The 13,762-nt window shown below is 69.8% G+C and carries 14 protein-coding genes; 7 read left to right on the forward strand and 7 right to left on the reverse strand.

What is annotated here, in order from left to right:
* Positions 1-24 precede the first annotated feature (24 nt).
* Positions 25-393 carry a DUF1428 domain-containing protein gene (locus CGR01S_RS15160; RefSeq protein ID WP_042429189.1) on the reverse strand — a complete coding sequence of 123 codons (369 nt, stop codon included), beginning with the start codon at positions 391-393 and terminating at the stop codon, positions 25-27.
* Positions 394-1,056: 663 nt separating this feature from the next.
* Between CGR01S_RS15160 and CGR01S_RS15165 the strand changes: the two genes are divergently transcribed.
* The gene (locus CGR01S_RS15165; protein ID WP_042429192.1) at positions 1,057-1,614 is read left to right on the forward strand and encodes a hypothetical protein; all 558 of its coding nucleotides are present in this window, start codon (positions 1,057-1,059) and stop codon (positions 1,612-1,614) included.
* Here CGR01S_RS15165 and CGR01S_RS15170 read toward each other — a convergent pair.
* From CGR01S_RS15170 to CGR01S_RS15180, 3 genes are all read right to left on the reverse strand, one after another.
* Positions 1,583-2,731, reverse strand: a complete 1,149-nt coding sequence (locus tag CGR01S_RS15170) for a methyltransferase (protein ID WP_042429308.1) — start codon at positions 2,729-2,731, stop codon at positions 1,583-1,585. The two genes, CGR01S_RS15165 and CGR01S_RS15170, sit on opposite strands and share 32 nt — an antisense overlap.
* A gap of 180 nt (positions 2,732-2,911) precedes the next feature.
* Positions 2,912-3,430, reverse strand: a complete 519-nt coding sequence (locus CGR01S_RS15175) for a GNAT family N-acetyltransferase (protein ID WP_042429194.1) — start codon at positions 3,428-3,430, stop codon at positions 2,912-2,914.
* 143 nt (positions 3,431-3,573) lie between these two features.
* On the reverse strand, positions 3,574-5,013 hold the full coding sequence (locus CGR01S_RS15180) for a coniferyl aldehyde dehydrogenase (protein WP_042429198.1): 1,440 nt from the start codon (positions 5,011-5,013) through the stop codon (positions 3,574-3,576).
* Positions 5,014-5,134: 121 nt separating this feature from the next.
* Between CGR01S_RS15180 and CGR01S_RS15185 the strand changes: the two genes are divergently transcribed.
* From CGR01S_RS15185 to CGR01S_RS15195, 3 genes are all read left to right on the forward strand, one after another.
* Complete coding sequence (locus CGR01S_RS15185; RefSeq protein ID WP_042429201.1) at positions 5,135-5,704, forward strand: PAS and helix-turn-helix domain-containing protein; 570 nt, start codon at positions 5,135-5,137, stop codon at positions 5,702-5,704.
* Positions 5,705-5,896: 192 nt separating this feature from the next.
* The gene (locus tag CGR01S_RS15190) at positions 5,897-7,072 is read left to right on the forward strand and encodes an acetyl-CoA acetyltransferase (RefSeq protein ID WP_174435709.1); all 1,176 of its coding nucleotides are present in this window, start codon (positions 5,897-5,899) and stop codon (positions 7,070-7,072) included.
* The gene (locus tag CGR01S_RS15195) at positions 7,069-8,577 is read left to right on the forward strand and encodes an AMP-binding protein (RefSeq protein ID WP_042429204.1); all 1,509 of its coding nucleotides are present in this window, start codon (positions 7,069-7,071) and stop codon (positions 8,575-8,577) included. The genes CGR01S_RS15190 and CGR01S_RS15195 overlap by 4 nt, the downstream gene beginning before the upstream one ends.
* A gap of 81 nt (positions 8,578-8,658) precedes the next feature.
* On the opposite strand, the gene CGR01S_RS15200 is transcribed toward CGR01S_RS15195, so the two are convergent.
* Positions 8,659-9,018 (reverse strand): hypothetical protein, encoded by a 360-nt coding sequence (locus tag CGR01S_RS15200; protein WP_042429207.1) that lies wholly within the window; start codon positions 9,016-9,018, stop codon positions 8,659-8,661.
* A 79-nt stretch (positions 9,019-9,097) separates the two neighbouring features.
* Positions 9,098-11,698 (reverse strand): ATP-dependent chaperone ClpB, encoded by a 2,601-nt coding sequence (clpB, locus tag CGR01S_RS15205; RefSeq protein ID WP_042429209.1) that lies wholly within the window; start codon positions 11,696-11,698, stop codon positions 9,098-9,100.
* Between the two features lie 131 nt (positions 11,699-11,829).
* Here clpB and CGR01S_RS15210 point away from each other — a divergent pair, with 131 nt between their 5' ends.
* Positions 11,830-12,549 carry a transglutaminase-like domain-containing protein gene (locus CGR01S_RS15210; RefSeq protein WP_042429212.1) on the forward strand — a complete coding sequence of 240 codons (720 nt, stop codon included), beginning with the start codon at positions 11,830-11,832 and terminating at the stop codon, positions 12,547-12,549.
* Positions 12,550-12,577: 28 nt separating this feature from the next.
* Here CGR01S_RS15210 and moaE read toward each other — a convergent pair whose 3' ends face one another.
* Entirely contained in the window at positions 12,578-13,060 is a 483-nt protein-coding gene (moaE, locus tag CGR01S_RS15215; RefSeq protein ID WP_042429215.1) for a molybdopterin synthase catalytic subunit MoaE, read from the reverse strand.
* Positions 13,061-13,168: 108 nt separating this feature from the next.
* On the opposite strand from moaE, the gene CGR01S_RS15220 reads away from it, so the two are divergent.
* Positions 13,169-13,417: a hypothetical protein gene (locus CGR01S_RS15220; protein ID WP_042429219.1), complete on the forward strand. Its 249-nt coding sequence runs from the start codon at positions 13,169-13,171 to the stop codon at positions 13,415-13,417.
* 13 nt (positions 13,418-13,430) lie between these two features.
* Positions 13,431-13,754 (forward strand): hypothetical protein, encoded by a 324-nt coding sequence (locus CGR01S_RS15225; protein WP_042429222.1) that lies wholly within the window; start codon positions 13,431-13,433, stop codon positions 13,752-13,754.
* Positions 13,755-13,762: the final 8 nt, after the last annotated feature.

Consider the following 13,762-nt stretch of genomic DNA (forward strand, 5'->3'; position numbering starts at 1 on the left):
CAGGGGCTGCATCGCCCCCGCCGCTCAAGCCTTCACTTCGACCACCTGTTCGAAGCCGCCGAAGATCATGCGTTTGCCGTCGAAGGGCATGGGAGGGTTGCCGGGTGTGCCCGGATCCATGCGCGGGTCTTCCATCATTTTCTTCATGCCTGCGTCGCGCGTGGCCTTGTCCGGCCATTCGACCCACGAAAAGGCCACCGTCTCCTCGGCCGTGGCCTGGACTGCGCGGCGGAAGTCGGTGACTTTGCCGTCGGGGACGTCGTCGCCCCAACCTTCGATCACACGGAGTGCGCCCAGCTCGATAAACATCGCGTCGAAATGGCGCGCGTGCTCGATGAACTTCTGCTTGTTGGCAATGGGGACCGCAATGACAAAACCATCGATGTACGACATGTCTTCACTCCTGTTAAGTTGACCGGTCGGCGCGCCCGCCTGGGTGCGCCGCGTGCCCCAGCAGCGAACGACGGGAAACCAAGTCGACACGGCATGCCTGGCAGAATGCCCGCCCGGTTCAGCCGCCGCGGCGCCCTTAGCGTAGACGCTTTGGCCTCACAGGTCACGCGGGAGCAACCAGGGCGGCTCCTTTACAACAGTGCCCGCTCCGAGCCGGCAGCATGCGCCGAAATGCCGACCATGGAACATGGAGGCGTGTGCGGGCCTACATGCCTGACCAGCAACTGCGATAGCGTGCGTTCGACCCTGCGAGGCGCGGACAGCCGCCACGAGGTTGACGGAGGCGACCTGCCGCCCACCAGGCAGGATGACCGCAGCGCCCTCGACACCGGTCATTGCATCTGCCGAGTTACCAGGTGAGCCGATGCCTGTTTCAAGCCACGCTCCGTGAACCCGGCTCCGGCCTGCGAACGACGGGACCCGCTGCAAATCAGCCATGGTGGCTGGCTGCACGAACTGCGGCAACGGATCGAAACCAGCCCAAAGTCACCGCACTATGGGCACTCAAGTTGAACCGGCGCTGCGCTCCCCGTCCCGCCGCAGGTCATCAAGCCGTCATCCCACCCTGCTGCAATGCCGTGCAGGAAACCTCCCCCCTGCCCCATGATGCTGTTCAAGACCGACAAAGCCCGCCTCGAACTGCAGCCCGGCATGCGCACGCTGAGCCTGCGCGAACGTTCGCTGCTGCTGCTGGCAGATGGCAAGCCCCTGCACGAGCTGCAGGCCATGTACCACGGCCAGGGCCGGCAGATCGTCGATGAACTGGTGCACGCGGGCTACCTCAGCCTGCCGGAGCCCCAGGCGCATGGCGCTGGCTGGCGCGCCACCGCGTCGCCCATGGTGCCGGCGCCGCATGATCCGCTGCGCTCGCTGGCGGGTGCACGCATGTACCTGTTCGACATGTGCGAGCACATGCTCGCGCGGCGCAACCCGCAGCTGGCCGAGCAGTACCGTGCGGCGCTGCGCGGCGCGCGCGACCGCTGGAGCATGCTGGACGTGGGCGAGGCGCTGCTGGAGGAAGTGGGCTACCTGGCCGGCGCACAGCAGGCGGCGGCCATCCGCGAGCGCCTGGCGCAGTTGCTGCCCGAAGAAGCTGCGCCCGCTGCGCCCGGCCCGCGCTCTGCGCGCGTCACGCCGCAGCCAGCCGCCACAGCGATGTGACCTCGGCCGCGCGCGCGGCGTGCAGCGCGTCGCTGGCGTCCTGCGCCTTGCCATGGCGCGGGCGCATGTCTTCGCGGCCCAGCACGCGCAGCCCGGCCGCAGCGATCCAACCCAGCAGTTCGTCGCGCGTGCGCAGGCCCAGGTGTTCTGCCAGGTCGGACAGCAGCAGCCAGCCTTCGCCGCCGGGCTCCAGGTGCTCGCGCAGCCCGGCCAGAAAGCCCTTGAGCATGCGGCTGCCCTCGTCGTACACGGCCTGCTCGACGGCCGAGCTGGGCCGCGCGGGCAGCCAGGGCGGATTGCAGACCACGAGCGGCGCGCGGCCGGGGGGGAACAGGTCGGCCTCCAGCAGTTCGACCCGGCCCTGCAGGCCCAGGCGCTGGAAATTGTCCTGCGCGCAGGCCAGGGCACGCGGCGCCAGTTCGGTGGCGACCACGCGGCGCACGCCGCGGCGCGCCAACACGGCGGCGAGCACGCCGGTGCCGGTGCCGATATCGAAGGCCAGCTCCTTGGACGGCAGCGGCGCCTGCGCCACGAGGTCGATGTATTCGCCGCGCACGGGCGAGAACACGCCGTAGTGCGGGTGGATGCGGTGGTGCGGGCCTGCGCCCAGGGCGGGGATTTCCACGCCCTTCTTGCGCCACTCGTGCGCGCCGACGATGCCCAGCAGCTCGCGCAGCGACACCACGCTGGCCTCGCCCGTCGCCGGGCCCCAGGCCTCGGTGCAGGCGGCGCGCCAGTCGGGCGCGCGGCGCAGGGCGATGCTGTAGTCGCCTTCCACCGGAATCAGCAGCGCCCCCAGGGTGCGCGCGCGCTGTGCCTGCGCCTGGCGGTGCAGGTGGAACTGCTCGGCCGGGGTGGCGGCGGCGCGCTTTTGCGCGGCCTTGGCCGCCGCCTTGGCGGGCTTGCGGTCGGCGCGGCGCATGAGGGCCTGCAGCAGGTGGCGCGCGTTCTGGAAGTCGCCGCGCCACAGCAGGCCCGTGCCTTCGCAGGCCAGGCGGTAGGCGGTGTCGGCCGCCAGGGTGTCGTCGGCCAGCACCACGCGGCGCGGCGCCGCGGCGCCGTTCTCGGAACGCCAGCGCGCGCTGCGCGGCCCGCCCGGTTCGCTCCACTCGATCATGGCCGTCATTTCAGTTCCCCTTGGCGCCACACGCCACCCGCGACGCAGGAATTGGCACGGCCCCAGCCAGCAGCCGCCGTGCAAGGGCCGCCCCGCCGCGCTGGCGGCGTCCCCCTGCCCGCAGCGCACAGCGCTGCGAAAGCGGGGGAAAGGAGCGTAGCGACATAGGGGGGGTGTTTCTCAGTTCAACGGCCGCTGCAGGCGCACTTCCTCGATCTTCACGCCGCCGATCACCGCGGTCTTGGCCGTGGTCATCTCGCGCTTGAAGCCGGCGAGCTCGTGAAAGCGCAGTGCGCGCTCGTTGCGCAGCGGCACCCAGGCGGTGACGTTGGTGCAGCCTTCTTCCTGCAGGCCATCGCGCGCCGCGTCCCACAGGGCCAGGCCCACCCCTTTGCTCCAGTGGGTCGGGGCAGCGTAGATGGCCCAGATTTCGCCGGTGGTGGGGCGGGACTTTTCGTCGCGCGAGCGGTCGAAGCCGACGAAGCCGACGATCTTGTCGTCCTCGACGGCGACCTGGACCTGCGGTTCGCAGTACTCGATGGCTTCGCGCCAGTAGGCCTGGCGCTTTTCGACGGAAAAGGACTTCAACTGCTCGTCGGGCACCAGGCCTTTGTAGGCGGCCTGTGCGGCTGCGGTGTGGATCTGGGCGATGGCTTTGGCATCGCGGAGCGTGGCGGGACGAACCTGAATACTGGACATGGGGAAACCGGCCGGTGACGGCCTGCGAAAACGAACAACGAAAACGAAGGGGAGCGGCATTTTCGCCGAAACCGGCAATACCCCTGCAGCAGGGTCTTGCCGCGCGGGCTGCACAAGGGGCAGCGGCCGCGCGCACGGTCGGCTCACAGCCAGCGGCGCAGCAGGCCCATCACCTGGTCAAAGCGCGCGCCGTAGGGCGGGTAGAACAACGAGCCCATGGCCCAGCGCGACTGCACGAGCACGGACTTCTGGTGGCAAAAGCGCAGAAAGCCGTGCTCGCCATGGTAGGCGCCCCAGCCGCTGTCGCCCACGCCGCCAAAGGGCAGGCCGTCGTGCGCGATGTGCATGAGCGTGTCGTTCACCGTCACGCCGCCGCTGACGGTGCGCGCCAGCACGCTGTCGCGCACGCCGTTGTCGGTGCCGAACCAGTAGAGCGCCAGCGGACGCAGCCCGGCGTTGATATGGGCGATGGCATCGTCGAGCCGCTCGTAGGTAACCACGGGCAGCACGGGGCCGAAGATTTCCTCCTGCATCAGCTGCATGGCCGAGGTGGCGCCGAACACCAACACGGGCGCCATCTGGCGGCTGGTGGCGCCGTCCTGCACGGCGGCGCCAGGGGCGGGCACGGCACCGGGGGCCGGGTCCATGCTTTGCACCTCGGCGCCCAGGGTCTGGGCCTGCTGCAGCATGGTGCGCAGGCGCGCCAGGTGGCGCGGGCTGATGATGGAGGCGTAGTCGGGGTTGCCCGCGATGCGCGGGAACAGGCGCGCCACGGCGGCGCGGAAGGTCTCGGCGAACGCCGCCTCCTGGCCGCGCGGCAGCAGCACGTAGTCGGGGGCGATGCAGGTCTGGCCGGCGTTGAGCAGCTTGCCGTGCGCGATCTTGAGCGCGGCGTCCTGCAGGTCGCAACTGGCGTCGATGATGCAGGGCGACTTGCCGCCCAGCTCCAGCGTGGTAGGCGTGAGGTTGGCGGCGGCCGCCTGCGCCACCTTGCGCCCCACGGCGGTGGAGCCGGTGAACACCAGGTGGTCGAAGGGCAGCGCGCAGAAGGCGCTGGCCACGGCCGCGTCGCCCTGCACCACGCAGACTTCCTCGGGGCTGAAGAACTGGGCCAGCAGCTGCGCCAGCTGCGCGGCGGTGTGCGGCGTGAGCTCGCTGGGCTTGATCATCACGCGGTTACCGGCGGCCAGTGCCGTGATGGCGGGCGCCAGGGCGAGCTGCACGGGGTAGTTCCAGGGCGAGACCACGCCCACCACGCCCAGGGGCTGGCGCTGGATCATGGCGCTGGCGGGCTGCAGGTAGATGGGCGTGCGCACTTTCTGCGGCCGCATCCAGCGCGCCAGGTGGCGCAACGTGTGGCCGATGAGCGTGCGCAGCACGAACATGTCCGCCACCTCGGTCAGGCGCTGCGAGCGCACGCCGAAGTCGGCCTGCACGGCCGCCGCCAGCGTGGGCCCGTGCTCGTCCAGGAGCTTGCGCATGCGCAGGAGGCGCTCGCGGCGCACCAGCAGGGGCACATCCACCTGGGCGCGGCTGGCCTGGTACTGTGCGTCGAACAGGGCTTGGAGGTCGGCGTGGTTCATGCGCGCATCATAGGGCGGCGGCTCCGGCCCGTCGCGGGATTAGAGACCTCCATCTACCGGGCCGTGGCCTGCCACAAGCCGCCCGCGGCGGCTAACATGCGGCCAGCACACACCCTCGCCCATGCCCGTACCACCCGCCCCCGAACTATTGGAGCTTCTGCAACTGGCATTCCATGTCGCGCCGGTGGGCATGTGCGTGACGCGCAACCGCGCCATCGAGCTGTGCAACGAGGAGTTCGCGCGCATGTTCGGGCACGAGCTGCACGCGCTGATCGGGCAGTCGCTGGCGCTGCTCTACCCCAGCGAGGAGGAATACCACCACACCGGCGAGGCGGGCCTGCCGGCCATGCGCAGCACCGGCATGTACAGCGACCAGCGCATCATGCGCCGGCGCGATGGCAGCCTGTTCTGGTGTCATGTCAGCGGACGCACGCTGGACCGGGACGACCCCTATGCCCGCGCGGTGTGGATGTTCGAGGACCTGTCGAGCCAGCGCCCGCTGACCACGCCGCTGACCCCGCGCGAGCGCGAGATCGCCCGGCAACTGCTGGGCGGCGGCACGAGCAAGCAGATTGCGCGGGTGCTGGGCATCAGCCCGCGCACCGTCGAGGCCCACCGTGCGCGGCTGATGCGCAAGATCGGGGCGGCCACGCAGGGTGAGCTGGTAGCGCGGCTGGTGGGGGCGCTGTAGACCACGGCCTGCCGCAGGCCAGGGCAGGCGCTGTGGCGGGTGTGTACCTGCACTGCCGACGCTGCAGGCGGCCAGGGGTGTCTGCGCTCGCAGAACGGCCCCAAGGGTTGGTCCGCTGGTGTTTTTACGCTATGGCCGGCGCGCGAAGGCAGCGCTATCTTTCGGGTTCTCCCTGAACAGACGGAGCACCCCTTGTCGCCGCAGCACCCCCACATCATTGGCTGGAGCCACCTGCCCTTCGGCAAATTCGACGACCTGAGCCTGGAGGCCATGGTGGGCCGCGCCACCAGCGAGGCATTGCAGCACGCCGGCATCGAGGCCAGCGAGGTCGATGCCGTGTTCATCGGCTTTGGCGGCATGGGCTTTGTGCCCGAGAACTTCATCAGTTCCTACCCGCTGCAGGCCGAACCCGGCCTGCGCTGGGCCCCGGCCACGCGCGTGGAGAACGCCTGCGCCACCGGCACCGCCGCGCTCTACCAGGGCATGGCCGCCATCGAGAGCGGGCGCGCGCGCACGGTGCTGGTCGTCGGCGCCGAGAAGATGACCGGCGTGAGCGGCGAGGCCGTGACCCAGGCACTGGCCAACGCCAGCTACGTGCCCGAAGAGGCCAGTGCGGGCCTGACCTTCCCGGGTATCTTCGCGCGCTTTGCGCAGGCCTACTTCGAGCGCCATGGCGACCACAGCGCCACGCTGGCGCGCATTGCCGCCAAGAACCACGCCAACGGCGCACGCAACCCGCTGGCCCACCTGCGCCGCGACTTCGGCTTCGAGTTCTGCAACACGGTGTCGGACAAGAACCCGATGGTGGCCGCGCCGCTGCGCAAGACCGACTGCTCGCTGGTGTCCGACGGGGCCGCTGCGCTGGTGCTGCGCGCTGCCGACCAGACCGGCAGCGCCCGCCAGGCCGTGCGTTTTCGCGCCACGGCGCAGGTCAACGACTACCTGCCGATAGCGCGCCGCAACTTCCTGGAGTTTGAAGGCCCGCGCCGTGCCTGGCAGCAGGCGTTGCAGCGCGCCGGCGCGGCGCTGTCCGACCTGAGCCTGGCCGAAGTGCACGACTGCTTCACCATTGCCGAGCTGCTGACCTACGAGGCCATGGGCCTGGCCGCCCCTGGCCAGGGCGCGCGCCTGCTGGAGGACGGCACCGTGATGGCCGACGGCCGTCTGCCGATCAACCCCTCGGGCGGGCTCAAGGCCAAGGGCCACCCGATTGGCGCCACCGGCGTGTCGATGCACGTGATGGCCTGCATGCAGCTGACCCACACCGCCGGCGGCATCCAGGTGCCCGGCGCCGATCTGGTGGGCGTGTTCAACATGGGCGGATCGGCCGTGGTCAGCTGCGTGTCCATCCTGGAGGCTGCGCGATGAACCTGGCTTGTGCGCTGCAGCGCGTCGCGCTGAAAGACCCGGCGCGCCCTGCCCTGTTCCACGGCAAGGCCCTGCTGTACGACTACGGCACGCTGGCCGAGCGCGTGGCCTGCCTGGCTGGCGGCCTGCGCGCCGGTGGTCTGCAGCCGGGCGAGCGGGTGGTGCTGTTCCTGCGCAACCACCCGGCCTACGTGGAGCTGCTCTACGCCTGCTGGTGGGCCGGGCTGGTGGTGGTGCCCATCAACGCCAAGCTGCATGTGCGCGAGGCGCAGTGGATCGTCGAGCACTCGGGCGCGCGCCAGGCCTTTGTGAGCGCCGATGTGGGTGCCGACCTGCGCGCCCCGGATGGCACGGTCGATGTGGACCAGGCCGCCTACGCCGGCCTGCTGCAGGCCGCGCCGCTGCCGCTGACCGAACGCGCCGCCACCGATGGCGCCTGGCTGTTCTACACCAGCGGCACCACTGGCCGGCCCAAGGGTGTGGTGCTGACGCACCGCAACCTGCAGACCATGGCACTGTGCTACTTCACCGATGTGGACGCCGTCAGCCCCGACGACACCCTCGCCTACGCCGCGCCCATGTCGCACGGCGGCGGGCTGTACTGCATTCCCTACGTGATCGCCGGGGCGCGCCATGTGGTGCCGGCCTCGGGCGGCTTCGATGCGCCCGAGCTGTTTGCGCTGTCGCACAGCCTGGGGCGGCTGTGCCTGTTTGCCGCGCCCACCATGGTCAAGCGCCTGGTGGACCATGCCGAGGCCAGCGGCGCCAGCGCCGCTGGCTTTCGCACCATCGTCTACGGCGGCGCGCCCATGTACGCCGCCGACATCCAGCGCGCGCTGCGCGCCATGGGCCCCTGCTTTGCGCAGATTTACGGCCAGGGCGAGAGCCCGATGACCATCACCGCGCTGGGCCGTGCCGACCTGGCCGACACCGGCCACCCGCGCCACGCGGAGCGCCTGGTCTCGGTCGGCGTGCGCCAGACCGCCGTAGAGGTGCGCGTGGCCGGCCCCGACGGCGCGCCGCTGCCGCCCGGCGCGGTCGGCGAGGTGCTGGTGCGCGGCGACACCGTGATGGCCGGCTACTGGCAGGACGAAGCCGCCACCGCCGCCGCGCTGCGCGATGGCTGGCTGTGGACCGGCGACATGGGCACGCTGGACGCCGACGGCTACCTCACGCTCAAGGACCGCAGCAAGGACGTGGTCATCAGCGGTGGCTCCAACATCTACCCGCGCGAGGTCGAGGAGGTGCTGCTGCTGCACCCGGCCGTGGCCGAGGTCTCGGTCATCGGCGCGCCCGACCCCGAGTGGGGCGAGGTGGTGGTGGCCTTCGTGGCGCCGCGCCCCGGACAGAGCGTGGACAGCGCCGCCCTCGATGCCCTGTGCCTGGACCACATCGCCCGCTTCAAGCGGCCCAAGCGCTATTGCTTTGTGCCCGCTCTGCCCAAAAACCACTACGGCAAGGTGCTCAAGACCGTCTTGCGCGAACAACTCAAGGCGCACCCATGACGGACATACGCCCCTCGCCGAGCGCCCGCGTGCTGGAGCGGCCTGGCCTGGGCCGGGCAGCGCCGCAGACGCAAGGCTTTTTCAGCCTTCAGGGCCCCTCTGCGGCGGTTTGATCTGCACGTCGGTGACGTCCTCTGCGCCGGGCAGCGGGCGCAGGTGGGCCGGCGTATCGGAGCGGGCTTCGGCGTCCGCCCCGGGGCGGCGCGCGCCGCTCCAGCGGCTGCTGGAACGGTACACCGTGGTCCACGCCGTGCGCGGATCGATGCGTGCCGACCAGGGCGCGGCCGGGCGCCCGGTCAGACGCGCCCACAGCCGGCGCAGCCCCCACACCAGGGCCAGCACCAGGGCTGCCGCAAGCAGGCTCAGGAAGAACACCAGGCCCGCAGCCAGCAGCAGGAGCCGCACCAAAAAGCGGATCAAACCCGCAAGCACATCGTTCAAGCAACCTCCAATTTCTGAATAAAAAAGACTTCCAGCGCTTATCCATCAAGCGCTGGAAGCTATTTTATTCATAGCAAAATCACACCGTGGGCGCCGCGTGGAAGCGGAACACCCCGGGTTCGAGCACCGGGTCCACGCCCACCGCGATGGTGCTCTTGGGCGGAAAGCGCCCTTCGAGCAGCAGCTTGGACAGCGGGTTCTCGATGCGCTGCTGGATGGCGCGCTTGAGCGGGCGTGCGCCAAACACCGGGTCGAAGCCAACCTTGGCCAGCTCGGCCAGCGCGGCGGGCGAGACGTCCAGCGTCAGGTCCATCTTCGCCAGGCGCGACTGCAGCAACTGGAGCTGGATGCGCGCGATGGCCTCGATGTGTGCCGCGTCGAGCGCGTGGAACACCACGGTCTCGTCGATGCGGTTGAGGAACTCGGGGCGGAAGTGGTTCTTCAGCTCGCCCCACACGGCCTCCTTGATGTCGTCCGAGTCCTGCCCCACCATGGCCTGGATCAGGTGCGAGCCGATGTTGCTCGTCATCACGATCACGGTGTTCTTGAAGTCCACGGTGCGGCCCTGGCCGTCGGTCAGGCGGCCATCGTCCAGCACCTGCAAGAGCACGTTGAACACGTCCGGGTGGGCCTTCTCCACCTCGTCGAGCAGCAGCACGGAATACGGCTTGCGGCGCACGGCTTCCGTCAGGTAGCCGCCCTCTTCGTAGCCCACGTAGCCGGGTGGCGCGCCGATGAGGCGGGCCACGGAATGCTTCTCCATGAACTCGCTCATGTCGATGCGGATCAGGTGCTCCTCGCTGTCGAACAAAAAGCCCGCCAGCGCCTTGCACAGCTCGGTCTTGCCCACGCCCGTGGGGCCGAGGAACAGGAACGAGCCCGTGGGGCGGTTCGGGTCCGACAGGCCCGAGCGCGAGCGCCGGATGGCGTTGGCCACGGCGGCGATCGCCTCGTTCTGGCCCACCACGCGCTCGTGCAGCTTGCCTTCCATCTGCAAGAGCTTGTCCTTCTCGCCCTGCATCATCTTGGCCACGGGGATGCCCGTGGCGCGGCTCACCACCTCGGCGATTTCCTCGGCGCCGACCTGCGTGCGCAGCAGGCGGTTGGGCGTGCCATTCTGGCCCTCTTCCTGGGCCTGGGCTTCCTTGAGCTGGCGCTCCAACTCGGGCAGCTTGCCGTATTGCAGCTCGGCCACCTTGTTGAAGTCGCCCTTGCGCTTCCATTCCTCGATCTGCAGCTTGACCTGCTCGACCTGCTCGCGCACCTGCTGGCTGCCCTGGGCCTGGGCCTTCTCGGCGGTCCAGATGTCCTCCAGGTCGGCGATTTCCTTCTGCAGCGAGGTGATTTCCTCCTCGATCAGCGCCAGGCGCTTCTGCGAGGCCTCGTCCTTTTCCTTCTTCACGGCCTCGCGCTCGATCTGCAACTGGATCAGGCGGCGGTCGAGCTTGTCCATGACCTCGGGCTTGGAGTCGATCTCGATCTTGATCTTGGACGCGGCCTCGTCGATCAGGTCGATGGCCTTGTCGGGCAGGAAGCGGTCGGTGATGTAGCGGTGGGAGAGCTCGGCCGCGGCCACGATGGCCGGGTCGGTGATCTCCACGCCGTGGTGCACCTCGTACTTTTCCTGCAGGCCGCGCAGGATGGCGATGGTCGCCTCCACCGTGGGCTCGCCCACGAGGATCTTCTGGAAGCGGCGCTCCAGCGCGGCGTCCTTCTCGATGTACTTGCGGTATTCGTCGAGCGTGGTCGCGCCCACGCAGTGCAGCTCGCCGCGCGCCAGGGCGGGCTTGAGCATGTTGCCGGCGTCCATGGCGCCCTCGGCCTTGCCCGCGCCCACCATGGTGTGCAACTCGTCGATGAAGACGATGGTCTGGCCCTCGTCCTTGGCCAGCTCGTTGAGCACGGTCTTGAGGCGTTCCTCGAACTCGCCCCGGAACTTGGCGCCGGCCAGCAGCGCCGCCATGTCGAGCGAGAGCACGCGCTTGCCCTTGAGCGATTCGGGCACCTCGCCGGCCACGATGCGTTGGGCCAGCCCTTCGACGATGGCGGTCTTGCCCACGCCGGGTTCGCCGATGAGCACGGGGTTGTTCTTGGTGCGGCGCTGCAGCACCTGGATGGCGCGGCGGATCTCGTCGTCGCGGCCGATCACCGGGTCGAGCTTGCCCAGGCGCGCGCGCTCGGTCAGGTCGATGCAGTATTTCTTCAGCGCCTCGCGCTGGCCCTCGCCCTCGGCGCTGTCCATCTTGGCGCCGCCGCGCACGGCCTCGATGGCCGCCTCCAGGCTCTTGCGCGTGAGGCCGTTCTCCTTGGCGATGCGCGCGGCCTCGCCCTTGCTGTCGGTCAGCGCCAGCAGGAACAGCTCACTGGCGATGAACTGGTCGCCGCGCTTGATGGCTTCCTTCTCGGTGGCCTGCAGCACGCGGGCCAACTCCGGCCCGCCCTGCACCTGCTCGTGGCCCTGCACCTGCGGCAGGCGCTTGACGGCCGCCTCGGCCGCGGCCAGCAGGCCCGGCACGTTGGCGCCGGCGCGCTCGAGCAGCGCGCGCGGGCCGTCCTCCTGGCGCAGCATGGCCACCAGCAGGTGGACGGGTTCGATGTAGGCGTGGTCATTGCCCAGCGCGAGCGACTGGGCGTCGCCCAGGGCTTCCTGGAACTTGGTGGTGAATTTGTCGAGACGCATGGGTGTGGTTCTCCTGTTGCCCCACAGCTTAGGCCCAGGCCGTATTTTTCAACCGCCGCGCCGCGATGGAAAGACAGTACGCCCTCAATTCCGCTTGACCTTGGAGTTTCTTCAAGGTTTTCAATGGCGGCATGCACACCATCAACACCCCCACCCTGCTGCGCCAGACCGCCATCCTCGACCACACGCACCCGCGCATCCAGGCGCTGGTCGCGCAGCGCGGCTGGCGCGAGCTGCCCGAGCGCGCGCGCATCGCCGCCCTCTACGGCTTCGTGCGCGACGAAATCGCCTTCGGCTACAACCTGGCGGACGACCTGCCCGCCTCGCGCGTGCTGGCCGACGGCATGGGGCAATGCAATACCAAGGGCGCGCTGTTCATGGCGCTGCTGCGCGCCTGCGGCATCCCCTGCCGCCTGCACGGCTTCACCATCGACAAGGCGCTGCAAAAAGGTGCCATCACCGGCATCGCCTACCAGCTCGCGCCGCGCAGCATCGTGCACAGCTGGGTGGAGGTGTGGTTCGAGGGCCGCTGGCTGGAGCTGGAGGGCTTCATCCTCGACGGCGCCTACCTGCGCGCCCTGCAGCGGCGCTTTGCCAAGCACCAGGGGCCGTTCTGCGGCTACGGCGCAGCCACGCCCGACCTGCAGCGCCCGGCCGTGGACTGGGAGGGCGGCAACACCTACATCCAGAAGGAGGGCATCAACCACGACTTTGGCGTGTTCGACGACCCCGACGCCTTCTACGCGCGCCACGGCGCCAACCTGTCCGGGCTCAAGCGCTGGCTGTTCCAGGCCGTGGTGCGCCGCTGGATGAACCGCAACGTGGCGCGCATCCGCGCGGGCCGCGGCTGAGGGCCCCCGGCCGCAGGGGCTGCGGGCTTCAGGTGTTGGGCGCTGCCGTGATGCCCCAGCGCGCGAGCGCGGCGTCGTCGCTGGCGCGCGCATCCACCCAGCGCGCGCCCTGCGGCGTCGCCTCCTTCTTCCAGAACGGCGCCTGGGTCTTGAGGTAGTCCATGAGGAATTCACAGGCCTGGAAGCTCTCGCCGCGGTGCGCCGAGGTCACGGCGACGAGCACGATCTGGTCCGTGGGCGCGAGCAGGCCCACGCGGTGGATGACGCGCACCCCGCGGATGTCGAAGCGCCGCCGGGCCTCCTCGATCATGGCGGCGATGGACTTCTCCGTCATGCCGGGGTAATGCTCCAGCTCCATGGAGGCCACCGCCTCGCCCGCGCTGTGCTCGCGCACCGTGCCCACGAAGCAGCACACGGCGCCCACGCCCGGATCGCCCGCACGCAGGGCGGCAATTTCCGCGGAGACGTCGAAGTCCGCAGTCTGTATGGACACGGCGTGAAGCGCATTCATGGTGGCAGGCCTTTGCAGAGCAGAATCATGGGAACCGGCAGCGGCACCCGGCCGCGGATTGCCGCTACGATTCGCCCGCACTGTACCCGCTCTGCTCCCCGCACGCCCATGGCCACCATCCACACCCCGCTCTACCAGCTCTACCCGTCGCCGCGCAACCAGCACCGCGAGGTGTTCGCGCACCAGGTCTTCGTGCCCTATCCCTACGCCCTCATCGACCTGGCGGCCATGGACCTGGCGGGCCGCAGCACGCTGTTTGCCGCCTGCCGCCATGCGGACATGAAGATGGGCCAGGTGGTCAGCTTCGAGCTGGAGGCCGACCGGGCCCGCTTCGAGCGCCTGTTCACACCCGACTGAGGCACCGCCCCCCATGGACCACGACGACAACCAGATCCAGGTGCCGCCCTCCTTCGTCGCGCTGTACAGCGACGCGCGCCAGCGCCTGCGCGAGCCGCCTGCCGTGGTGCGCGCGCGCTACGAGCTGAGCGAAGACCTGGCCAACCACCTGGTGGAGCAGGCGCAGGCGCAGTACCACGGGCCGACGCCGTCCGAGACCGAGGTGCTGCGCCGCATCCATGCGGGCCTGTGCAGCGCCGGCTCGGGCGTGAACGCGGCCGAGGCGGCCTGGATCACCACGCGGCTGGCCGAGCTGCTGGCCTGGCCCTGCCCCGCGCTGCCGCCGCCTGCGGCCTGAGCCGCGGC

Source organism: Comamonas granuli NBRC 101663 (assembly GCF_000739995.1).
Classification (GTDB): Bacteria; Pseudomonadota; Gammaproteobacteria; order Burkholderiales; family Burkholderiaceae_C; genus Simplicispira; species Simplicispira granuli.